Origin of the sequence: Shewanella goraebulensis (genome assembly GCF_030252245.1) — a bacterium.
Classification (GTDB): Bacteria; Pseudomonadota; Gammaproteobacteria; order Enterobacterales; family Shewanellaceae; genus Shewanella; species Shewanella goraebulensis.
Genome location: NZ_CP126972.1, coordinates 2,014,035 through 2,038,410 on the forward strand (window position 1 = coordinate 2,014,035; position 24,376 = coordinate 2,038,410).

20 protein-coding genes are annotated in these 24,376 nt (G+C 39.7%); 17 read left to right on the top strand and 3 right to left on the bottom strand.

The annotated features are described in order from the left end of the window. Positions 1-363 precede the first annotated feature (363 nt). From QPX86_RS08390 to nadE, 9 genes are all read left to right on the top strand, one after another. On the top strand, positions 364-2,373 hold the full coding sequence (locus QPX86_RS08390) for a methyl-accepting chemotaxis protein (protein ID WP_220754980.1): 2,010 nt from the start codon (positions 364-366) through the stop codon (positions 2,371-2,373). A gap of 337 nt (positions 2,374-2,710) precedes the next feature. Beyond that, positions 2,711-3,208 (top strand): hypothetical protein, encoded by a 498-nt coding sequence (locus QPX86_RS08395; protein ID WP_220754981.1) that lies wholly within the window; start codon positions 2,711-2,713, stop codon positions 3,206-3,208. Next, positions 3,201-3,452, top strand: a complete 252-nt coding sequence (locus QPX86_RS08400; RefSeq protein WP_220754982.1) for a helix-turn-helix transcriptional regulator — start codon at positions 3,201-3,203, stop codon at positions 3,450-3,452. Before QPX86_RS08395 ends, QPX86_RS08400 begins: the two co-directional genes overlap by 8 nt. Positions 3,453-3,765: 313 nt before the next feature. Then, complete coding sequence (recR, locus tag QPX86_RS08405) at positions 3,766-4,365, top strand: recombination mediator RecR (RefSeq protein ID WP_285164909.1); 600 nt, start codon at positions 3,766-3,768, stop codon at positions 4,363-4,365. 214 nt (positions 4,366-4,579) lie between these two features. Beyond that, entirely contained in the window at positions 4,580-6,499 is a 1,920-nt protein-coding gene (gene htpG, locus QPX86_RS08410) for a molecular chaperone HtpG (protein WP_285164910.1), read from the top strand. Positions 6,500-6,623: 124 nt separating this feature from the next. Next, a complete protein-coding gene (locus tag QPX86_RS08415; protein ID WP_285164911.1) occupies positions 6,624-7,487 on the top strand; it encodes a co-chaperone YbbN in 864 nt (287 codons plus the stop codon). Positions 7,488-7,620: 133 nt separating this feature from the next. Further along, positions 7,621-8,265, top strand: coding sequence for an adenylate kinase (gene adk / locus QPX86_RS08420; RefSeq protein WP_220754986.1), 645 nt, complete (start codon positions 7,621-7,623; stop codon positions 8,263-8,265). Positions 8,266-8,497: 232 nt separating this feature from the next. Next, positions 8,498-9,802, top strand: coding sequence for an inosine/guanosine kinase (locus QPX86_RS08425; RefSeq protein ID WP_285164912.1), 1,305 nt, complete (start codon positions 8,498-8,500; stop codon positions 9,800-9,802). 191 nt (positions 9,803-9,993) lie between these two features. After that, complete coding sequence (gene nadE, locus QPX86_RS08430) at positions 9,994-10,824, top strand: ammonia-dependent NAD(+) synthetase (RefSeq protein WP_220754988.1); 831 nt, start codon at positions 9,994-9,996, stop codon at positions 10,822-10,824. On the opposite strand, the gene QPX86_RS08435 is transcribed toward nadE, so the two are convergent. After that, on the bottom strand, positions 10,821-11,426 hold the full coding sequence (locus QPX86_RS08435; RefSeq protein WP_220754989.1) for a DUF6942 family protein: 606 nt from the start codon (positions 11,424-11,426) through the stop codon (positions 10,821-10,823). The two genes, nadE and QPX86_RS08435, sit on opposite strands and share 4 nt — an antisense overlap. Before the next feature lie 116 nt (positions 11,427-11,542). Here QPX86_RS08435 and QPX86_RS08440 point away from each other — a divergent pair, with 116 nt between their 5' ends. Next, positions 11,543-13,045 carry an alpha/beta hydrolase gene (locus tag QPX86_RS08440; protein ID WP_285164913.1) on the top strand — a complete coding sequence of 501 codons (1,503 nt, stop codon included), beginning with the start codon at positions 11,543-11,545 and terminating at the stop codon, positions 13,043-13,045. On the opposite strand, the gene QPX86_RS08445 is transcribed toward QPX86_RS08440, so the two are convergent. Beyond that, complete coding sequence (locus tag QPX86_RS08445; RefSeq protein ID WP_285164914.1) at positions 13,023-15,215, bottom strand: diguanylate cyclase; 2,193 nt, start codon at positions 15,213-15,215, stop codon at positions 13,023-13,025. The two genes, QPX86_RS08440 and QPX86_RS08445, sit on opposite strands and share 23 nt — an antisense overlap. Before the next feature lie 126 nt (positions 15,216-15,341). Further along, the gene (locus QPX86_RS08450) at positions 15,342-16,247 is read right to left on the bottom strand and encodes a helix-turn-helix transcriptional regulator (protein WP_285164915.1); all 906 of its coding nucleotides are present in this window, start codon (positions 16,245-16,247) and stop codon (positions 15,342-15,344) included. A 296-nt stretch (positions 16,248-16,543) separates the two neighbouring features. Between QPX86_RS08450 and QPX86_RS08455 the strand changes: the two genes are divergently transcribed. From QPX86_RS08455 to QPX86_RS08485, 7 genes are all read left to right on the top strand, one after another. Continuing rightward, on the top strand, positions 16,544-18,163 hold the full coding sequence (locus QPX86_RS08455) for an AAA-type ATPase lid domain-containing protein (RefSeq protein WP_285164916.1): 1,620 nt from the start codon (positions 16,544-16,546) through the stop codon (positions 18,161-18,163). A gap of 196 nt (positions 18,164-18,359) precedes the next feature. After that, a complete protein-coding gene (locus tag QPX86_RS08460; protein WP_285164917.1) occupies positions 18,360-20,387 on the top strand; it encodes a TonB-dependent receptor plug domain-containing protein in 2,028 nt (675 codons plus the stop codon). Between the two features lie 3 nt (positions 20,388-20,390). After that, positions 20,391-21,842, top strand: a complete 1,452-nt coding sequence (locus QPX86_RS08465; RefSeq protein ID WP_285164918.1) for an ATP-binding cassette domain-containing protein — start codon at positions 20,391-20,393, stop codon at positions 21,840-21,842. After that, positions 21,839-22,567, top strand: coding sequence for an energy-coupling factor transporter transmembrane component T (locus QPX86_RS08470; RefSeq protein ID WP_285164919.1), 729 nt, complete (start codon positions 21,839-21,841; stop codon positions 22,565-22,567). Before QPX86_RS08465 ends, QPX86_RS08470 begins: the two co-directional genes overlap by 4 nt. 25 nt (positions 22,568-22,592) lie before the next feature. Next, entirely contained in the window at positions 22,593-23,135 is a 543-nt protein-coding gene (locus QPX86_RS08475; protein ID WP_220754996.1) for a core component of ECF transporter, read from the top strand. Between the two features lie 2 nt (positions 23,136-23,137). After that, positions 23,138-23,935, top strand: coding sequence for a DNA-binding protein (locus QPX86_RS08480; RefSeq protein WP_285165151.1), 798 nt, complete (start codon positions 23,138-23,140; stop codon positions 23,933-23,935). A 12-nt stretch (positions 23,936-23,947) separates the two neighbouring features. Further along, on the top strand, positions 23,948-24,190 hold the full coding sequence (locus tag QPX86_RS08485) for a hypothetical protein (RefSeq protein WP_220754998.1): 243 nt from the start codon (positions 23,948-23,950) through the stop codon (positions 24,188-24,190). Positions 24,191-24,376 lie beyond the last annotated feature (186 nt).

The window sequence follows — 24,376 nt, forward strand, 5'->3', positions numbered from 1 at the left end:
AGTAAGTGAGCATACCCGAACCATTTAGGTTAAAAGGGTTATTACGACAGGTTTAGACGCATTTTGTTTTGCCTATCGATAAGTGACTAGAATGTTAATTGTCGATGAGAGTGAAAGTGTGAACATGGTATGTTGTTGATTAATAATGGCAGTATTTGATTTTTTGTTGGTTTTTTATTACAAAAAGATACTGAGCTATTGTATGATGAAAATACTTCAATCGTTCTGTGTTTGTAAGTAGAACAATAATAAATATCACACAGTGTGCGTTGTCTTGAGCAGATTTTAAGTAAATTTAGGCTTGTTGATTAAGGCCACGCCCTCTGTGTTTGATAAAAAACTTAAATCCCAGGGTATGTATTTATGAAATCTAGACAATCGGTGGCACGTAAAGTGCTCTTTTCCGTTTCTGGCATCATTGCAGTTATCGCCATTATCGTTGCTTATGCTGTAACCACTTATCGCGCTGAAAGTGTTGAACAATCGGTTATTCAAGAGATCAGGCGTGCGACTCAAGAAACATCGAATGGTATTCATGAGTTCTTTAGAGAACGTAGCCGAGTGGTTACTTCGCTTAAAGGCAACTCTTTCGTTAATGGCTGGTTCAGCCAATACACCCAGCGTGGCTCAGACATTGATAGTGATCCTCAATATCAAAACTTGGTTAAACTATTCAAACACGAGTCTGCTTATGACCCGATGATAAAGTCTGTATTTTATGCACCTGCTGCCACACAAGAGTATTTTGACATCAATGGTCGCTACAACGACTCAGCCTATTTCACAGGTAAGCGACCTTGGTGGGGAGAAGCGCTAAAGAAAGATCGACTTTTTATCACGAACCCAGAAATTGATGCCAATGACGGTTCTATTGTTACATCTATAAAAACAACGGTTTATGGTTATTCTGGCCAACTACTTGGTGTGATGGGCATCGATATCTTAGCGTCTGAAATTAAAAGTGGCCTGATTGATACCATGACGTTTGAAAACGAAGGCTTTGGTTTTTTGTTTACCCGCGAAGGGCAAATTATCTCTTTTCCTGATAATCAGAACCGAATAGATATGAGCCAGCTGCCGAAATTGGATCGCGTTGATAGCATTTTCAATGACGCAAATGGATTTGGCCAATTACTTAGTGACAGCCAAGATACAAAAGAGCTGATCAGTGAAGTGACCTTTAAGGGGGAAACCTACCTTGCTTATGTCACCTCAGTGAATGATGATGTTCAAGCGCTCGACTGGCGAGTTGGCTTCATGGTGCCAATGCATGTTATCGATGACCCTGTGTTTGACACCATAGTGTCATCAATCATTATGGTTTTATTGGTGATGCTAATTACCTCTGCAGTAATCTTTTTTACTATTCAAAAACTCCTGACTACACCACTTAACCGTATCGTTGCCGCAATGGATGATATTGCTTCTGGTGAAGGTGACTTAACAAAACGAATTGATATTAATAGTAATGATGAGCTTGGCCAGTTAAGCGACTCATTCAATGCCTTTGTACAAAATATTCAAGCCATTATTGGCCAATGTAATAATACGACAGAGCAGGTTATGAGGGAGTCTGACAATGTGAGCATCTTGGTCAACGACTTTACAACGACTGTGAATACTCAAAAAGGTTATATCGAACAAATCGCTACCGCAGCCACACAAATGACGCAAACGATTCACGGTATCTCTGATAATGCACAAACATCGCTAGATTACGCTACACGAGCGACAGAAGAGTCGTCACAAGGGAGCCAGCTTGCTGATAACGCAAACACCTTGATGGAAGATCTTACTGAAGAAGTTGGCAATGCGACTGAGGTTGTGAGTGATTTACATAAAAACTCTGAGTCTATTTCTGAAGTGTTAGAAGTGATCAAAAACATTGCTGAGCAAACCAATTTACTGGCACTTAATGCGGCGATTGAAGCGGCAAGGGCGGGTGAGCAAGGACGTGGCTTTGCCGTTGTTGCTGACGAAGTCAGGACCTTAGCGAGTCGAACTCAAGATTCAACCGGCGATATTGAGAAGATTATTGCCAAACTACAAGAGTCTGCTTCAAGCGCGGTATTAGCGATGAATCAAGGTAAACGCAAAACAGATCAAGGCGTAGAACTTATTAGTAAAGTCAGCGATAAACTTGCGCAAATTAATCAAGCTATAGCACTGATTAAAGAGCAGTCGAATGAAACCGCATCGACCATCAAAGAGCAAGCTTCTGCATCAGATGAAATTACTAAGCAAACCGTTTCTGTAAACCAGTTAGCTGAAACTGCTGTGTCACAAACGGAAGAAATGGCCACTAAAAGTAAAGCCCAAAAGGACATTACTCAAGAGCTGACTCAGACGATTTCACAATTCAAAGTGGCATAGTTCATGTCATATTTAATGAATAGCACCTGAGTTAGTAAACGGCTTATCATTTTCCAATAAAAAAGGAAGCTTAATCGCTTCCTTTTTTATTGCTGTCAGTTAAGTAACCCTATAACAAATCTAGCGGTTAGCGAGGTTCCAAAAAAACAAACTATCCCCCAAAACAATGAAAAGTCGACAGTTGCTAAGTGCCTAGCATTGGTCTGTACCTTTATATCGAATACAACTTAAGTACTTAATACTTTACTTCAGGTTAAAAATATTTGACATGAAAAAAAAGTAAGCTTAAATTAATCATAAGTTAAAAATATTTAACATGAAGTGGGGTTTGGTTAACATGAATATTAAACATAAATTATTTCAGTGGCTGCAAGAAACCAGTTTTAGGGAAGTTACGTTATCGGTGGATTTATTGGTGACGGCATATATTTTTTATATTTATATTAATCGTATGTATTATGCGAGCGCTGAAGAACTTGCATCAACTGTATGGATTTCTGGTGTTTTATTAGAAGTCATTATCTACTCAGTCGTATTAATGGTTATCAGTTATATCCTGCTTGCATTTGTTAGTGACGATGAACTGAATCAGCCCATGGATGTGCGTGAGAAACAGATTAACCTTGTTGGTTATAAATATTCTGCAATGATTTTGCAGGTAGGTGTGGTGTTGGCGATTGTGCAATACAGTTTGGATCAACAATCAGAAGCCTTATTTTTTGAGCCTATCCCACATTTACCTTTGCACATTTTGTTAGTGGCATTTCTTGTTGCTGAAGTCGCTCATTATGGCGTGCAGTTGTACAAAGGTCGCACGGGAGAGATTTATGGGTAAAAATGATCAAGGTGGTGTTGGGATCACTAACTCAATTCGTACCTTACGTTTTTTACATGACGAAATGACCCAAAAGCAACTTGCTGAGCTTATCGGTGTCACTAGACAAACGGTAATGGCTATCGAATCAAATAAGTATTCGCCGACATTAGAAGTCGCGTTCAAGATTGCTGAGGTATTTAATTTACCTCTTGAAGAGGTGTTTCGCTATCGATCTGCAAACGATAACCTACAAACAGACTAGCTGTTTGTAGGTTTTTATTAGGATGATGAGTTGCTGCTATCTACTACCACTTCTTGAAAGCACTTCTTGAAAGTAATAAACGATAGTAGAGAATGATAGTACTGGCAGCTTGAGATGAGCTGCGGTGAGGTTAATGGTTCAGCATGAATGATTCACAGGGTTGTAAAGCCTAACCGCGCTTTCAGCTCAGATACTCTTTGCAATCTTTATCGCTTACGATAATAATCACCCATTCATTTAGCTGATAAAATGTTGAGTCAGCCAATCCCATTTTTATGAAGTGCAATAGCACTGTTAAGGCCAGTATTAGGTTATGAAATTTAGTCCGCTAGTTGATGAGTTAATTGAATCTTTACGTTGCCTACCCGGTGTCGGGCCTAAGTCTGCGCAGCGTATGGCATTTCAGTTATTGGAACGTAACCGTAAAGCGGGGCAAAAACTGGCAAACGCTCTTGAGCGCTCTATGAGTGAAGTAGGGCATTGCCAAGCGTGCCGTACGTTTACAGAACAAGATTTATGCCCAATCTGCAGTAGCCCTAAACGAGGAAACGCTAGCGTTATATGTGTGGTGGAAACCCCAGCAGATGTACTTGCTATTGAAGCTGGTGGCCATTTTATGGGGCGTTACTTTGTTTTATTAGGCCATTTGTCACCACTTGATGGCGTGGGCCCTGACGAGTTAGGTCTTGCGTTACTTGAAAAGCATTTGTCGTCAGAAGATGTTACCGAGCTTATTTTAGCGACAAACCCAACGGTTGAAGGTGATGCAACAGCGCACTTTATTGCTGATATTGCACGTCGTCATAATGTGGTTATCAGCCGCATTGCTCACGGTGTTCCCGTTGGTGGAGAGCTTGAATATGTCGATAGCACTACTTTGGCATTATCATTTAACGGTCGCATTCCGCTATAGGCATTATATTAGACGGCATAACCTTGACGTGTAATAAATAAAAAGGGGCTAATTTAGCCCTTTTTGCGTTTTTTTTAGCCATCAGAAAAAAATCCCCTTGAAAACGTAATTTCACGCCCCATTTCCTAGGTAACAAAGAATTTTAGTTTTATTGAGCATACCGAAATGGTTTCAATAAAATTGCTGTATTAACGTTAAACCAAGGGAAATTTTCATGTCTCAACAAGAAACACATGGCTTTCAAACCGAAGTAAAACAACTTCTTCATCTGATGATCCATTCTTTATATTCAAATAAAGAAATTTTCTTACGTGAACTAGTTTCAAATGCGGCCGATGCTGCAGACAAGTTGCGTTACCTTGCCTTAACTGACAACACCTTATTTGAAGATGATACAGAACTTCGCGTTCGTATTAGCACCGATAAAGAAAAAGGCACCGTTACGATTGAAGATAACGGTATCGGTATGACACGTGATGGTGTAATTGAACATTTAGGTACTATTGCTAAATCAGGTACTGCTGATTTCTTTAAGAACTTATCTGGCGAAGAGTCAAAAGATTCACAACTTATTGGTCAGTTCGGTGTCGGTTTCTACTCTGCATTTATCGTTGCCGACAAAGTTACTGTTCGTACTCGTGCTGCAGGTGCTGATGTTAACCAAGGTGTGGTGTGGGAATCAGAAGGTGAAGGCGACTTTACTGTTGATACCATCACTAAAAACAGCCGTGGTACTGAAATCACGCTACATTTACGTGACGAAGAAAAAGAATACGCAGACGATACACGTTTACGTTCAATCATTACTAAGTACTCTGATCATATCTCAGTACCAGTAGAAATGTTTGAAGAAGGTACGCCAGCGGTTGAAGCGACTGAAGAGGGCGGTGAAGCTATTCCTGCTACTGAAGGTCAGTGGAAACCAATGAACAAAGCTACTGCGCTTTGGACTCGTAGCAAATCTGATATCTCTGATGAAGAGTATCAAGAATTCTATAAGCATATTTCACACGATTATGGCGATGCTGCGAGTTGGTCTCATAACCGTGTTGAAGGTAAGCAAGAGTACACTAGCTTACTGTACATTCCGAGCAAAGCGCCGTGGGATATGTTTAACCGTGATGCTAAAAATGGCCTTAAATTATTTGTTCAACGTGTATTCATCATGGATGACGCTGAGCAGTTCATGCCGACTTACCTGCGTTTCGTTAAAGGTCTAATCGATTCAAATGATTTACCGTTAAACGTGTCGCGTGAAATCTTACAAGATAACAGTGTGACAAAAGCACTACGTGGTGGTGTGACTAAGCGCGTACTGGGTATGCTTGAAAAAATGGCTAAAAATGATGCTGAAAAGTATCAGGCATTTTGGGCTGAATTTGGCCAAGTATTAAAAGAAGGTCCAGCTGAAGATTTCGCAAACCGTGAACGTATCTCAGGCCTTTTACGCTTTGCTTCGACTCACAATGATACCCCGGCGACTGATGTATCTTTAGATGATTACATCAGCCGTATGAAAGAAGGCCAAGATAAGATTTATTATATTGTTGCCGACAGCCATGAAGCCGCAGCAAACAGCCCACATCTTGAATTGCTGCGTAAAAAAGACATTGAAGTACTCTTAATGTCAGAGCGTATCGATGAGTGGTTAATTAACCATTTAACTGAATTTAAAGACAAGAAACTGCATTCAGTGACTCGTGGTGATTTAGAGTTAGGTGAGTTAGAAGATGCGGCTGAAAAAGAAGCACAAGAAAAATTGGCTGGTGAAGCTGAAGGTTTAGTTGAGCGCATGAAGACTGCTTTAGGCGCTAAAGTAGCTGACGTTAAAGTGACTTCACGCTTAACTGATACCCCTGCTTGTGTGGTTGCTGGTGAAGGTGAAATGTCATCGCAAATGATTAAGCTTATGCAATCAGCTGGTCAGCCTGTACCTGAGTCTAAACCAACGTTTGAAATTAACCCGCATCATCCACTGGTTGAGCGTTTAAACAACGAGCAAGATGAGCAGTTATTTGCTAACTGGGCAGATTTATTACTGCAACAAGCACAGCTTTCAGAAAAAGGTAGCTTAGCGGATCCTTCTGCGTTTATTAAGCTAACCAATGAAATGCTAGTAGCAAGCTTGAAGTAAGCACAGTTCATCCTGTTACTTAGTAAGTTATAACCAAAAAGCGGACCCAGTGTCCGCTTTTTATTAGCAATCATTTTTAGCCAGTGTGATACTGAGTTAATGGGATAGCTAACAAGGATCCGAGATGGAACATATAATTAATTTAACCAAAGATAACATCCAGCAAGTGGTTGATGCCTCGATGGATAACTTTGTTGTTATGTCTTTTTGGGCGCAGCAACAGCCTGAAAGTGTGCAAATGCTGCAAGTGATGGAGCAAATTGCCAACGAGCAAGCAGGTCGCTTTATTTTGGCTAAAGTGAATTGTGAAGCAGAGTTAGAAATTGCGAATTACTTCCAAATTCAAAGCTTGCCGACTCATTTGGTGCTCAGTAAAGGCCAGCCTGTTGATGGTTTTGCTGGCACGCAAAGTGCTGCGCAAGTCAACGAGCTACTGAATAAGCATTTACCTGCTGTGTGGGTGCAAGACTTAAATGCCGCTAAAGCAATACTTGTTGAAGAAAAACCAGCTAAAGAAAAGCTTGAAGAAGCATTGGCGCTATTAAAAAGTGCTTATGCTGAATCTGAGCAGAATGGCGAAGTGGCATTGGTCTTAGTTGATGTATATTTGCAGCTTGGCATTTTAGCTGACGCTAAAACCTTATTAGAGACGATAGGGCTTGCGGACCAAGATAGCTATTATCAAAACCTTAAAGCCAAGCTTGCGCTAGCTGAGGATGCGGCTGATACGCCTGAAATCCGCCAGTTACAACAGGCACTAGATCAACAACCTGATAATACAGACATTTCAATTGACCTTGCTAAAGCGTTAAATCAAGCAAATCGCGGCGAAGAAGCATTAGAAAGCTTATTTGTGATTTTGCAAAAAGATTTATCAGCGGCCGATGGCAAAGTTAAACAAGTGTTTATGGAAATACTGACTGCTTTAGGGCAAGGCAATACCTTTGCCAATCAGTATCGCCGCCGTTTATACAGCTTACTGTATTAAACAGCACCCTTATAAGTACGCCGAGGCGTATTAGATATTGGTCTAACTCTTTCGCTTTTTGCCTTCTAAAGACAGGCTAAATGTGCGAGAATCGCGGCCTAAAAATATGAAAGCAATAAAGAGGACTTTTGAGATGCGCATTATACTATTGGGTGCCCCTGGTGCCGGTAAAGGCACACAAGCTCAGTTTATTATGGAGCAATACGGTATCCCACAAATCTCAACTGGTGACATGCTTCGTGCTGCAATTAAAGCTGGCACAGCATTAGGCTTAGAAGCAAAATCAGTGATGGATGCAGGCCAGTTAGTATCAGATGACCTAATTATTGGTTTAGTTAAAGAGCGTATTGCACAAGATGATTGTGTGAAAGGCTTCTTATTAGACGGTTTTCCGCGCACTATTCCTCAAGCAGATGCGATGGTTGCTAACGGTATTGAAATCGATCACGTTGTCGAAATTGACGTACCAGACGAAGAAATCGTTAAGCGTATGAGTGGCCGTCGTGTTCACTCTGGTTCTGGTCGTGTTTATCACATCGTTTACAATCCACCTAAAGTGGAAGGTAAAGATGATGTGACGGGTGATGATTTATCTATCCGTCCTGACGATGAAGAAACAACAGTACGTAAACGCCTTGGTATTTACCACGAGCAAACTAAGCCGTTAGTAGAGTACTACGGTAAAGTAGCTGCTGAAGGTAATACTCAGTACACCAAGTTTGATGGAACACAAACTGTTGCCGCTGTTAGTGAGCAAGTTAAACAGTTACTAGGTTAATTACCTAAGTTATGTGTTAAGCAACAGTATCTGATTGCTGTTGTTCATAAAAAAGCCTGCATTGCAGGCTTTTTTATGGCATAAATAAAATCACCGTCACAAAAAGAAACAAAGATAGATATCTATCTTTGTGTTGATTGTTTTTGTGTTAAAATTAGCGTTTGTTAATAAGCAAAATGCCGTATTTATTCATTATCCCTTTTAGCACGGATGCCTACTCAGAGAGTTTAAGATGAAGTTTCCTGGTCAACGCAAATCTAAGCATTATTTTCCTGTCAATAACAGAGACCCATTACTGGCTCAGTTAACCCAACAAGAGCAGTCGGTGTCGACTTATATTTGTGGTATCGACCAAACCTTGGTAGATATTGAAGCTAAAGTAGAAGACGAGCTTTTAAGCCGTTATGGTCTTCCAAAAGGGAACTCAACCCTCATTGATGACCAACAAGCCCATGAACTTTACCATGAGCTAAAAAGCAATGAGATGATCAGCGACGAGTTTGCTGGCGGCACCATTGGTAATACAGTACACAATTATTCCATTTTGGCTGATGACCGTTCAGTGTTGTTCGGTGTGATGAGCCAAAATATCATGGTAGGCAGCTATGCTTATCGCTACCTTTGCAATACCTCATCAAAAGTTGATTTGAACTATCTGCAACCTGTTGATGGCCCTATTGGTCGTTGTTTCACGCTTATCTCTGAAGACGGTGAAAGAACCTTTGCCATTAGTAAAGGCTCTATGGATAAACTCACTCCTGAGTATATCGATCAAGAAGTTGTGCAAAATAGTTCAGCTTTGGTGATCACTGCATATTTAATGCGTGCCAGTGAAGGCGACGGTATGACATCAGCAGCAATGAAAGCGATTGAATATGCAAAAGCTGCGGATGTACCAGTGGTACTAACCTTAGGTACTCGCTTCTTAATTCAAGAAGATCCGAAGTGGTGGCAAGATTTCATCCGTGAAAATGTGACTATTTTGGCGATGAATGAAGATGAAGGTGAGGCGTTAACTGGATTTAGCGATCCGTTACTGGCAAGTGATGCTGCGCTTGAGTGGGCGGATATGGTGCTTTGTACAGCTGGCCCACTAGGTTTATATACTGCAGGTTACGCTGAAGATACTGAAAAGCGTGCAACCAGCCATATACTTCTTCCTGGCGCTATTCCTGAATTTAACCGTTACGAGTTCTCTCGTCCAAAGTTAAAAGCAGATTGTGAAACACCAATTAAAGTGTTTGCACATATTTCTCCTTACATGGGTGGCCCTGAGTTAATCAGAAATACCAATGGTGCAGGAGATGGTGCATTAGCGGCGTTATTACATGATTTATCGGCCAATACTTTCCATAAAACTAACGTGCCGGGTTCGAGCAAGCATCAGCGTGATGGTCTGTGTTACTCATCGTTCTCACAAGTATGTAAATACGCTAACCGTGTCGCATACGAAGTGCTAGCCCAACACAGCCCAAGACTTTCTCGCGGTTTACCAGAACGCGAAGACAGTTTAGAAGAGTCTTACTGGGAAAGATAAATCAATATTTGATGAAAAGGCGGCCATAGTGATATGGCCGCCTTTTTTGTTTACTCACAACAAGGTAAATTAGCGCAACTTGCACTTGTACCTGCGGTAAATTTCAGTAGGATGTTTGGGTAAATTGATTAACTACCTCATTGTAAGTAAATCAAGCCTATTTAAACTCGCGGTAAACTTGGGAGAGCATTGTGAAGGGACAAATCTTAAGAGAAATGAAAGTACTTAAGGCGATTGAACCGGCTTATGAAGTTGAACGTCGTGTGGCATTTTTGAAGACTAAATTGGTTGAAGCACATGCACACTGCCTAGTGCTTGGCATAAGTGGTGGTGTTGACTCTTCCGTGACGGGCAGATTGTGTCAGTTGGCGGTTGATAGTTTAAACGAATCGAATCCTGAACAAGCTTATCAATTTATTGCGGTGCGTTTACCTTATCAAGTACAAAAAGATGAAGATGAAGCGCAGTTAGCTTGCCAGTTTATTAAACCAAGCAAACAGATCACTGTGAATATTGCTGACGGAGTTGTTGGGGTTCACAATGCAACAGTAACAGGCTTAGAAGATGCCGGCATCACCGTTGCTGGAAATGATAACCTTGATTTTGTCAGAGGCAATGTCAAAGCGCGTATGCGTATGATTGCTCAATATCATATTGCTGGTTTAACGGGTGGCTTAGTGGTTGGTACTGATCATAGTGCTGAAAATATTACTGGTTTCTATACAAAATTTGGCGATGGCGCTTGTGATTTAGCCCCGTTATTTGGTTTAAATAAGCGTCAGGTACGTCAATTAGCTAGCTTTTTAGGTGCGCCAGAGGTGTTGGTGATTAAAGCGCCTACTGCCGATTTAGAAGACGACAAGCCACAGCTTGAAGACGAAGTGGCGCTTGGACTAAGCTACGATCAAATTGATGACTTTCTAGAAGGCAAATCAGTTGATGAAAGCGTTGAGGACAAGTTAATTGCGATTTACAAACGCACTCAACATAAGCGTCAGCCAATTCCAACTATTTATGATTAAACGAAAGACTTTATATATTGTCTTAGCTCGGAAATGAGCTGATTAGGAAACTGACGATAATCTAAGTATGGCGCAATAAGTATCTGCTTATGCGCCATTATTTTTTGTTTATCGCCCAGCACTGTGACGGTCTGATTATCATTTAAATGAGCCAACGGTTCAATACGAGACAAATCGTCAAATGCTTGCTGACCACAAATAATATGTATCTTAGCGTTTGAACAGAGTTTCTCAGACTTAATGTGCAGAATGGTTTTTAGCCCAGAACCGTTGACACTCAATACTTGGTTTCTGTGGTTGCGCCAGCTTTCAGGCTTGTCATCTGATACGGTGATTTTTGCCATTATCGTAAAAATTTTACGCCAATGATTGCCGTTCAATTCGATCACTTTTTCAATGTCAACATCGGCACCAATATCAACATTAACTTGGTGTTCTAGGTTTAAACATATCCCCGAATATAGAGCGCTATTAAAATTTGGCATTAGCGGGGCGTTAGGCAGGTAGAAGGCAATTTCTGGATTATCCACACCTATTTTTAAACCATACTTTTTATCGTCATACAGGTCAGATGTCATGTTAATATCTGTTAATTCAGTCATTTTTGTTAGATTATCATTATTGTAGGCTAGACTCTAATAGAGTATTCACCAGCGTAAATCAGAGCAGTTATCAATTTGATTCACATAGTTAGTTTACCCACTTCAAGGATAGATGAATGAAAGCGCTCGTAATTGGCTCAACTAAGCAACTACTATTCTTTGCTGTATACGGTCTCATTGGCAGTATTATTGTTTTTCTAGCCGCTGTGGTGTGGTTGCTTAATGCTCGCTCAGAACTTGATCTTTGGCATACCACCGAACTGAAACATGAATATCATCAACAATCTGGTTTAAAAACTTTTAATGAATATATTGCACTAGAAAATGACTTATTCAGCGAACTTGAAAGTAAGATTTATCAAACTTATCAGCCAAGTAAGTCTTCTTTAATTAATCGCTACGAAACAAGTAGTTTATCAGATCCTAGAATGTGGAAAACTAACTGGAACCGCACATTTGAGTGGTCTAATCCCTCGGCTGAATATGGTGTGTTGTTAATTCACGGCATGTCTGATTCACCTTACGCGATGTCTCATATAGCTAAACATTTTCGAGATTCCGCTTATGTGTTAGGACTAAGACTACCTGGCCACGGTACCATTCCTGCAGGTTTAACAGATATTACTTGGCCAGATCTTGCCAGTGCAGTAAATCTTGCCACTGAACATATGAAAAGTAAGCTTAATGGCAAGCCTTTATATGTGGTTGGTTTTTCAACTGGCGCTGCGCTGGCATTAAATCTAGAGCTGGAAAATAGTGTTAAAACTGTTTTATCTACTCACTCTAGTGAGCCATTAGCAATGAAGTCTGTATACTCAGGGATGGTCTTTATCTCACCTGCTATTGGGCTTCAGCCTATAGCTGCTGGAGCAAAGTGGCAAGCGTTGCTAGGAAATGTGCTAGGTTATGAAAAGTTATTTTGGAATAGTATTTCTGCGGAGTACGATCCATTTAAATACACTTCATTTGCCGTGAATGCAGGTGATGTTGTTTATCAGTTATCACAGCGAAATTATCAAATCACCTCGACTATGAATAATGAGCAACTAAAGTCATTACCGCCGATACTCACTTTTCAATCGTTAGCTGACGATACTGTGTCTTCTACTGCTGTAGTGGAGCATTTATATCAGTTTTTACCTTCGAGTAGGCATCAGTTAGTTATATTTGATATCAACCGTAACCCTAATAATCGTCAATTGATTGTGAATGACCCAATGGAGGAGATGGCACCTTTATGGCTAAATAACGCCATGGATTATAGATTAACCTTGATTGAAAATGACATTGAACGCGAGCACTATGTTCAAGAAACTAAGATTCAAAACACTATTACCGATAAAGGAAAGAGCCAAACCTCTGAACCATTAAAGCTTGAATGGCCGCGAGGAGTTTACTCACTTTCTCATGTGGCGTTACCATTTCCTGAGCCGGATCCCTTATATGGACCTCATTATCAAAAAGAAAATGCACATATTCAAATTGGCCAAGCAATATTTACAGGTGAACGGGGATTATTCGGTATCCCTGCATCTGAAATGTTAAGACAAAAGTGGAACCCTTTTTATCCTTATATGATTGAGCAAATTGAAGGTTTTATTGTGCCTTTTGCTCAGTAACCTGTTCGTTAATCACATTAATGATGACTTTGTTTCTGCCTTGTTCTTTGGCGGCATAAAGATTGTCATCAGCCACTTTTATCCAAACATCGATATCATTCGAAAAGCTTGCGTTAGCAGTAATTGCTCCAATGCTAGTAGTGACAGAAAACTGCTGTTCACTCGTAGGAGAGGTTATTACAACCTCTGATAGCTTTTGTTTGAATTTATTTAAGTGTTGTTCGATTTTGAGCGCATTTGATAGTGGCAGGATCAGTAAAAACTCTTCACCGCCGTATCGAGCCACAATATCAGTATCACGTTTAAATTCATTTTTTAGTAACCCTGATACCACACGTAAACATTCATCACCAGCTAAATGCCCATAAGTATCATTCACCTTTTTAAAGAAATCTAAATCTAAGATGACTATAGTAATGGCATGTTCTCCACGAAGGCAGAAGTCTAGTACGGCTTCAAATTTATCTTCGGCAAAACGACGATTCTTAAGCCCTGTGAGCGGATCTTCTTCGACTAACGATAGTAACTTTTTATTGGCTTGTTCTAGTTCATCGGTGCGAATAGCCACCGTTTCTTCCAATTCGAGTTGGTGCTTTAACAAAGCCCGTTTACTGGCGGTTAAACTCTGGTATAAATTAAACACTTCTTTGGAAGAGTTTTCATCAATGACTTGGCTTTTAAGTTCTTCATTGCTCATTTGCCCAAATTGATTAGCGACAATTTCTAATGGAGCTGTGAGTAACTGACACACTTTTCTCGATATAAAAGAAGTGAGAATAATTGAGATAATAAGCAGTATAAATGTGCCCAACATTTGGCTTTCAGCCGTTTTTAATAATGGGGAAAGTGGCTGAAGTACATATAGTTGCCAACCATTATTTAATTTCTTTTTGGTATAAACATATTCAGGCGAGGTTGCTTCTAAATTATTAATTTTAATTACATCTAAAGTGATGTGATACTGACCTTTATCATTTGAGTACTTAAAATCTTCGTGTTCGGTTAATCCAAGCTCTGTTGTCGCATAAATAATGTGATTATTATTATCGACTAAAACAAGCAACTCTTTATCGCCATAGTTATTTTTGCTATCAATACTGGAAAAAAAGCGTAAATCTAATGATCCTTCGATAATGCCTGCGGCTTTGGTTGCGTTGTTGCCATGGTAAAAAGGTGCGCTAATGGCAATTATTGAATCGTTACCAAACCCTCGACCTTTAAATACCGGTGATACATATACCTGATGATTGTGAAATGATTCAATGAAATAGTCTCTATCTTTAATCGACATATCTTTGATGTCTCTATTTTCATCTAACATCATTACACCCGGACTTCCTGCAACTACTTTTGCTTCGTCATTAGCGATAAGCATGGTGATAAAGCTTGGGTAATTGTTGTGCAACTTACTCAGCATGGGTTGCCACTCATTGCTGCTTGTATTCGCTAAACTGAGAAAATTTGCTGCGTACTCGACGACTCTTTTATGGTTTTCAATATATTGCTCGGTGGCAGAACTGAGGTGCACAGCTGTTTCAGTTAAGTTTCGATGTAAAAGTGTTTGCTGCTTTTCTAAGAATAAATAATTGAATGTTAGCGCCGAAATTAACAAGCATAATGTAAGCATTAATGTCATGAAATAGGTGACTTGGTCATTAAAAGAACGGCGAGTTCTAGCGATACTTCGACCATTGAATTGCCATAGTTTCGGAATCAATACTATAAGTAATGAAGCCAAACTAGCGTAGATTAATCCATTAATCCCTTGTTTAATAATAGCAAAAGGCATGTGGCTGCCTGGTAGGTCACTAAAGGTTTTCATATAAAGGTAAGTCAATGGCATACCGATAGTGAGCCAGTAGAGTGCGCTACCATATAATGGATATAAGCCTTTTCTACGAGAATAACCAATGAAAAGTACTTCGACACTGAATATTAAGTAGACGTGAGGACTCCCCCAAGTAAGCATTAAACCAGAAGCACTCAATAGAGCAGTGATTAAGGCATACCATGGGCCTAAGATGACAGCTGAAATAATGCTAAAAGTATTTCCGATCACCAATTGAACATTGGCAAAAATGGGAATGGGGTAGCAATTGATGATAAAACCGAGCACACCTAAAATAAGCGCAAAAAGAAGGTGTTGTGGATTAATGGTTTTGGTATTCAATGAATCATCCTTGTCATTATTATAAAAAAATACTACCTGCCTTATTCTGCGAGTACAAGTCTTTGACGTGTTTAGGGTGATTTTGTTTTATGCTTTATTTAATGCAGCGATTACAGTACTTAATTGTTACTGACCTCGCCAAAGCAGCTCGCCACTTTTCGTTAACTGATAGCCCGATAATAAATTGGCGAGTTGTGTCGTTTGAGTTTGGTTTAACAAGTTAATTAATGCTTGAAGTTGACGTCTAAAAAAGATGCTTTGTGACATAACAAAGTCGAATGATTCGGTCAGTTTAGGGATGAAGTGTAAGCCACTTTCGGCAGCAACAGCTTGGCAGCCAAAGCCAATGTCAGCATTATTACGAGCAATATAGCCTGCTAACTCACGCTCAGATTTCGCTGTGGCGGTGTAAAGTAGTTCATTTACATTAACATTTTGCTCTGTTAACCATTGTTCTAAGTGTCGTTGACTGCCTGCGCCTTTTTGGCGTGATACCCATCTTAGTGGTTGTTGTGGTACAGCTATATTACTTTCAAAAAGTGAAGCCATTTCTTGTCGCACCATTAAACCTTGATGGCGCTCATAGCCACTGACCAATATCCATTGCTGATGATTAGGGTAGCTTTTTAATAATGAAAATAAGCTATCACGGTTACCGTGCTCGCTTTCCCAGTGAATACTGCAAACATCAGCATAGCCACGTGAAAGTAACTCTAAACCTGACTTTGAACCCGTTGAGCTATAACTGATTATTTCTTGGTGATCACCTTCGGACATTAACTGTGCAACTAACATCGACAGTAGCGGGTCGTCACTACCCGTGATATGCATTCTGTCGGACAACATACCACTGTGACATGAGTCCATAAGCCATCTATCGATTAACACTTTGGGAAATAACCATTTCCCCGTGACTTTTGTCGCGGGTAAAATACGATGGTTTGCCATTGAGTAGACTTTTTTCTCGTTTAAATCCAAATATTCAGCAACTTGCTTAGTGCTCATATAAATGATGTTTGAGTCAGCGGGCATAGTAATCCTAAAGTAAATGGAATCGATAAAGCTAAATATAATTACAAGCTAGTGTAATTATTGCTGTTTCAGTTGCAAATTAACATACAAGCAAAAGTTTATATTTGTGGGCAAGGTTGGATTTCTTGCACTGGAATTGACTATTAACTTTGCGATGAAACCTGTTCGCATTATCTTTAAATAATAAGTATTAATAAATTATTTTTGTCCATGGTGTTTGTGAATAAACAAGGCTGAATATTGCTAATGCTTAGAGCCTTTTATCTTCCGATACAGCTTGTTTGGGAACAACACCTTTGAATAAAACATCACAAGCTATAAAACCCCTTGAGGCTGCGGTACTGGTGATAGAGCCAAATGTCAGTGTGTGGCAAAAGGTAGAGCCGACATTATCTCAGCACTTTGGATTGGTTCAATATGCTAGAAGTGTTGAGTTAGCCGTGGTGAGTTACAGGCGCTTTAGTTTTAATCTGGTTATTATTGATATTAAGCAAGTGTCTGCATTTTGGCAGGCCTTAACTGAAAAGAATAATCAGTCTAGTTTTGTTCAATTAAATCAAGCTAAGTTAAATAGCTTTCAGTCTAATCACTCTCAACCTAAGCTCATTCAGCCAGAGAACATAAAACCAAAGTCCATTAAGGCAAAGCCTATTAAACAAGAGTTTATTCAATCTAAACCTCATGAGCCTAAATTTATAGAGCCTAAGTTTATTGAACCTAAGTTTATTGAACCTTATGAAAATTATAACTTTAATGTTTATCCAGAATTAACTGAGCAACAGATATTTCCCAAAGACTTTATGGTTTTGAGCCGTATTGTTGAAGCTGAAGATGTACTCAGCATGATGCGGTTGGGCGCAAAAGACGTTATCAGTAAGCCTATTAATGTTTCTCGTCTTGAATCTGTTATTTCACGCTGGTGTGTAAAACATCAATGTAAAACCCAAAACAATACTAAGGTTTCTAGCCTGAAGCTGGATAAACATATTGGCGACAGCAAAGTTGCTGATGCTATTCGTTTAAATATCATTAATGCCAGTATCAGTTGCAAACCTTTGTTAATTGAAGGGCAGAGCGGTACCGGGAAAAAACTAGCAGTTCGACATTTACAGCAGTTATCGGTTAATAAAAGCCAGATAATTAATATTAATTGCCGTTATGAAGCGCAATTTAGTCTGGATAATTTAAACCTTTATCAGCAGACAGAGCTTGGCAAGTTGAGTTTTGAGAAAACTCAATCTACCTTAGTTGTTTTTAACCATATCGATGAGATTTCAGTGTCTGGTCAAATTGCCTTAATGCAGTTGTTATCTTCTTCTGAACTAATCAGTAACCCACAATTTCGCCTCATCAGTTTAAGCTGTTCTTCACTGTTAAAACGGGTTCAAAGCGGGGCATTTTCCTCAGAGCTTTATTATCAACTTGCAGGTCTTAATATGTACTTAGCGCCACTAAATCAGCGCGCTGAAGATATTGTATTGTTGGTTAAGTATTTCACTAATCAATTAATCACAAACAGTGACTCTAATAGGGAAGTGCTACTTAATCGTTTTCAAGCTTGGCGAGTAACGGACTTTCAAAGTCTGACTGAGTATCGCTGGCCAGGAAATATTCAAGAGTTAAAGAATACGGTAGAGCAATGTTTGTTGATGGACCTATTGCCGAATGAATTTTTTAAACAAAACCCGCAAACGGACTGCCTACAAACCCAAAGGCTGGAAAAAAATGAGCTGCCTAGTTCAAGCCAACACTTCTTTCCCGTAGATTGGGATTTAAAACAAATTGAAAAAGCCCACATTTTAAGGGTTGTGAACCTCTATCAAGGTAATCGGTTACTTGCCGCTGAACATTTGAATATCTCTCGCAAGACAATTGATAGGAAGCTGAACGAATGGGCAGAAGAGGGCAATGCATAATAGTTATTCGTTATAACAGTTATTTACCGAACAATTTCAAAGGACATTTTGTCCTTTTTTTGTTTTTGGTTTTCCATTTTTTAGGCTTTTGTGGTTTCAGCAGTAGTTTTTAAGGCTTCTTGTTGAGTGTTGACTAAGTGGAAGTAACAATGCGCGCAACAAAAATAAGACCTTCCAATTAGGACGTTGCAGCAAAATGAACTTTATCAAGCCATCCCATAAGTCACTACATCTTTCAATCTTATCAATTGCTATTTTAGCCAGTTTTAACGTACATGCAGAAAAGGTTGAAAGAGATCCTATTCTCAATATTCAAGAAGTGATCGTCGTTAAAGGAGAAGGTCCAACTGCTGCTCAATCTTCAATGACTCACTGGGATATATCAAGAGAAGAAATTGAGGCATCTGGTGCTCAAAGTCTTGATCTAATTCTGGCAAATGTACCAGGCATATATGTACGAGTTGGTGGCCAAGGTGCACCAAGGGTGGATATCCGTGGTTTTAAAGCTCGCCATGTTATTTACTTAATTAATGGTGTTCCAGCAAATGATGCTGAAGATGGGCAATTCGACCCAAGTGTTATTCCTGCATCACAAATTGAATCAGTTGAAGTGTCAGTTGGCCCAACGTCTGTTCTTTACGGACCAGGTGGTGCTGGTGGTGTGATCAATATTATCACTCGACAAGGCGATAGCTCTCCAAGTGTATCCGGTAACCTTGAGTTCGCAGAAAATGACACAATAAATGGCAATGTGAACTTAGCCGGTAGCGGTGAAAAGTGGCAAGGTTTTGCCAGTTATAACCGCCAGCAAACTGATGGATTCCCTATGTCATCAGATTTTGAAGACACGGATGAGCAAAGTGGTGATACACGTTTAAATGCTGATAAGACTGTCGATAACTTTTACGCCCAAGGAAGCTACTTTGTTTCTGATGAAACGATGTTGACCGCAAATGTGAACTATAAATCTGGTAATTGGGGTAAACCAAGCACGGATGGCACTGGAACCAGTAAATCTAAGTTTGAACGAGTTGATGATTTTGAAAGCACCATTGTTCAGTTAGGCTTTGCACATAAGTTTTCTGATCGTCTCGCATTACGAGGCTATGGCTATCATAACGAGAGTCAGGTATTTGAAACAGTCTATACCAGTAGTGATTACAGCGATATCGATTCTACGCAAGATGGCATATCAACGGTGCAGGGCGGGAACTTACAGCTGATTGCAGATTTTGATACAGCGGGTTTATTAACAGGGTCAATTATTAGCGAAAAGCAAACTTGGGAATCCGTTAATTACGAAGCTAATGCAAGCAGTGCCTCTATTCTTGGCAGTGGCAGTGGTTCGGGTTCTGGAAGTGGCGATGGTTCAGGTTCAAGTGATGATTTTAATAAGGATGGCTGGCTAAATACGCTGGCCGTCGAATATCAGTACCAGAATGACGGTAAGTACGGTGTCACTATAGGTGGTGCGGCTCACAGTCAAGAGCGTGATGATGCTGACGATACTAATTACTCGGCGCAACTTTCTAGTTTTTGGCGAGTGACTGACGACAGTAAATTGCATGCAGGTATTGCTCGTAAAGTGCGTTTTCCATCATTAAGAAACCTTTATGCACAATCATCAGGTAACAGTGAGTTAGAGCCTGAGGAATCATCACATGTTGAGTTAGGTCTGAATCAAGGATTAGCTTATAACACCAGTTTAGATATTACCGGCTATTACACTGACGCTGAAAACTACATTGCCAAAGACAATGACGGTGTTTATCAAAATATCAGTAACTACGCGTTTAAAGGTGTCGATTTTTCAGTCAGAAACGAATACTTCGATGACTTAGATTTGACGGTGTCTTACAGCTATTTAGATGCTGAGGATTCTGATAATGATCTTATGAACGAATTAGAGTATCGACCAAAACATCAGTTTAGATTTCAAGGCCTTTATCAATTCGATTTTGGTATGAGTGTAAACCTGAACGTCGAATATATTGCCGATCAAATTTATTACACCAGTGAGAAAATATCAGGCGAAACTGTTTCAGTTAAAAATGAGATGGACAGTTATACCTTGGTGGACATTAATTTAGTGCAGCCATTGCTGGTTGATAATTTAGAAGCTTATATCAGAGCGACTAATCTACTTGATGTTAATTACTACCAAAGTGAAGCGCTTCCTCAAGCAGGCAGACAGATCTTTGTTGGCATAAACTGGCAGATATAGTCCATGACATTATTGGCATTGCATGAAGTTGTTTTTAGGCAATATTCAGCAACTGAAGACTTGTTTCATCAGCTTAACTTTTCAGTTTCAGCGGGTGAGTGCCACTGTATTTGTGGTGTCACAGGTGCTGGCAAATCGACGTTGTTACAACTCATGGCAATGCCAAGTGATTTCGATTACCAAGGCGAGGTAATACATCACTCTGAACTTCGTTTGGGCCTAGTGATGCAAGATCCCAACGTGCAACTCATACGCGAATCTATTGGCGCTGAAGTTGCGTTTGGTTTGGAAAATATCGCTATTTCTGCTACCGAAATGATTGGGCAGGTAGAGCAAGCATTAAAGCTAGTTGGACTTGATTTACCACTAGATTCTTTAGTGATTAATTTGTCTTTAGGGCAAAAGTATCGACTGATGCTGGCAGCTCAACTGGTATTAACCCCCAATCTAATACTCATTGATGAGCCGTGGGCGCAGCTTGATAATGTAGGTGTAAAAGAACTTGTTGATGCACTTAAAAGCCTAATTGACAGTGGTGTCAGTGTGATCATGACAGAACATCACTCGGGGGCTTTTGCTGGGATCATCGATACATATTGGTTATTAGATAATGGCTTATTGAAACAGCAAGACTCAGGGCCAAAGCAAGCTAAAAGTGTCTGTCCTTTCACAAGAGCTAAAGTTAAAGCTAATTTACCAGTGAATGATGCTGCTACTCAAAAGTCACCAAGCATAGCCGATACTGATAACACAGCAACAAAACTTACGATTTTTCCGCTAACTATTCAGTTCGAAGATGCTCAGCCATTACTCCAAATCAAACAAACCTTACATGCCAACTCTGGAGACCTGATAGGTGTATTTGGTGAAAATGGCTGTGGTAAATCAAGCTTACTGAATCAAATCGTGGGTATTGATAACAGCAATCAAAGCGACATTTTGTTTTTAAATAAGCCTATAAAACTCGGCTCTTTTGGCAAAGATCTTGGTTTTTTAATGCAGCGTCCGTCAAGGCAGTTGTTTGAGATGACTGTTATGCAGGAACTTGAATTTAGCCTCAAACGTTTTGGTCTGCCTTTAGCTCAAGCAAGCGAGATATTAACTCAGCTTGAAATCAGCCATATAGCACACCAATCTCCTCATAAACTTTCCTACGGACAACAACATTTGGTTGCTTTGGCTTCAGTGCTTTGTATTAAACCGAAATTGTTATTGTTAGATGACCCCTTTGCAGGCCTTGATAACCGATATTTCTCTGAAGTAATTGAGGTGTTAAAGCATTTTTTACATCAAGGTGGAGCCATTATTGTCACTAGTCATAGACCGATACTTGAGAACTTAATTAACAAGAGCTGGCAAATAACAGATAGAGAGTTAACCGAGCAGTTATGTAACGTATCAGGCTATCAAGAGTTGGTGATGAGTTCAGCAAGGTTTCAACAGGTAAATCTATGAAAAAGATTTACTCTCAACGTTGCTGCCATGACAAGTCAAATCTGCCACCAACTGCATCGCTTCCTATTGTTGATATGTCTTCAGATATTAGTCAGAGGTTAAGACAATCTAAAAATGCTCAATGGATATGCGGATTAGCCATTATTTTTAGTATAGCTTTATCTAGCAGTGCTTTTTTAGTGCCAACAGAGCAACTCGTCTATTTAGTGCTAACCAACCTAGGTTTGCTTATCCATGCATGGTTTCGTAAAGCTCGCCTAAAACCATTACTTAAATTATTTGTCATTCAATCAGTCATGACTGTGGGGCTCTACTTTTTGTTTTATGGCAGTGTCAGGGTAATAGAAGCGATGATAGTGGTGTTAAGGATTATTTTAGTCATGTTGCCAAGCTGGTGGCTAGCTAGCACCCAAACTGCGCAGCATATGAGCCAAATTTTGTGTTTGTTACTACCGAATAAATGGGCATTTGTGATTACGACTTCTATTAAGTTACTCCCCTTTATCACCCAAGAAGTAAGAGATATTTACCACATCCAGTGTTTACGTGGCGCGCATATTGCCCCAAAGAATTTGGTTAATCCATTTAATTGGGCAGAGTTGATTCGTTGTGTGTTATTTCCATTACTCATTCAGTTACTTAGTTTATCTAAACATATCGCTAAATCCGCACAACAACGACATTTTGATAAACACAGTAAACATACCCATTGGCCATTACATTAGTTACTTAAACAAAGAGGATTGATAAATGAAGCAAGGCTTCACTTTACATAATGCATTATTCATTGGTTTTTGTGCCACGCTGCTGGTAGCCATTAAAAGCATGATGAGAATGAAACTGGGATTAACGGGCCATTCGATGTTTTTAATGAGCTTATTTTATTTAGTGTGTTACGGCGCAACGAATAAAGTTGGCGGCATGACGCTATGTGGCCTGCTAGCGGGCATGTTAGCGATGATTTTAGGCGTAGGGAAAGGTGGTCCTTTTATATTGTTGAAATTTGCCTTACCCGCTTTTGCGATGGATATTGCATTGATATTTATGGCTAACTTACTCACTTTACGCTGGCGCTGCATCCTACTGGCTATTATCGGCAGTATCGCTTGGGCGAGTAAATCTTGGATACAGAATTTATTGGTTGGAATGGATCCGCAAGTCGCATTTATCCAATTTGGGTTAAGCAGTTTAAAAGGAGGTGGCTTTGCGATTGCCGCAGCTTTACTTGTGCCAATAATTATTACTCGTTTGGATGCTCATGATTTAATAACAAGAAATAGGACGCCGCAATAATGATGAAAACGTGGTTAATTTGTATTGACGATACAGATGATATTGGCACTAAAGGAACTGGTGAAATTGCTGAAGAAATATTGAGTTTGTTAATGTCAAAAGCATTTAACGAAGAAGATATTGGTCAATATAAGCAGGCGTCATCTCCAACATGGGTAACTCGACATCAGTTATTTGTTCACCCAGATATACCTTATACCTCTCATAATAGTGCGATGTGTTTTGAAGTGACGACTTCACAATCGTTAGCTGAAATAAAGGATATTTGTGTTGTTCATTTAAAAGCTGAAAGTGCACCCGCTGCAGATCCAGGTTTAGCGATTATTGAAAAAAGCCAGCTAGCCACTAATGATATACAGAGACTGATGACATTCGGGTTTGAGTCCAAGCAGCAGGTTAAAACCAAGTCGGATGCATATGAATTAGCTGCCGATATTGGTATCGACTTATCAGAACATGGCGGAACAGGGCAAGGTGTCATTGGTGCCATAGCGGGCATTGGCTTGAGGCTTTCAGGACGAGACGGAAGGGTAAAAGGTCAACTAGATGTCGGCTTACCTGATTCAAGGTCAGAATTAGCGCTAACGGTAGGAAAAATCAAACAGCTAACAGGATTGGACGAGATAATTGAGCTAAATGGATTTTTACTTAATGACAATGAAATCGTCCATGTTAAAGGAAAAATCAAAGCCGTCATGCAGAACCATCAGTTTGCTTTGTTAGTGTATCAGCAGCGAGATGAACTGACAGGTGAGCCTCTTTGGCGTAACGCTTTAAAGCAGCATTTGAAAAAGTATTAATGGGTAGGAATTATGACTAATAACACGTCTTTTAATCGAGAAAATTGGTTTTATCTAAAAGAAGGGCATTGGGTATTCCGCTTTACTAATGACGATATCGATAAAGCCCAACAAGCTGCATTTTCTTGTAAGCAGTTCATGGAAGATGATGAAGATGAAATGATTGATGATGAGTTGAGAAGCTGTTTTAATTGTATGAAACGTCGCTGGCTTATTGAAAGCTTTGAATGCCGTGATGTGACAGCCTTTTCTTGATACCGATACGATTTGTCTTGATGCAGCTTCGCTATAACCTCTTTCTTTTACCACTTAATGATTGGCAGAAAGTTTAATGGGAGTCATTTATTGTGATTCCCATTATGAATAACTATAAATTTCTTGAATAATAAGTAACTTATTCGCTTAGCCATCCTTTTCCTTTCGTTATTTATCACTTTTATC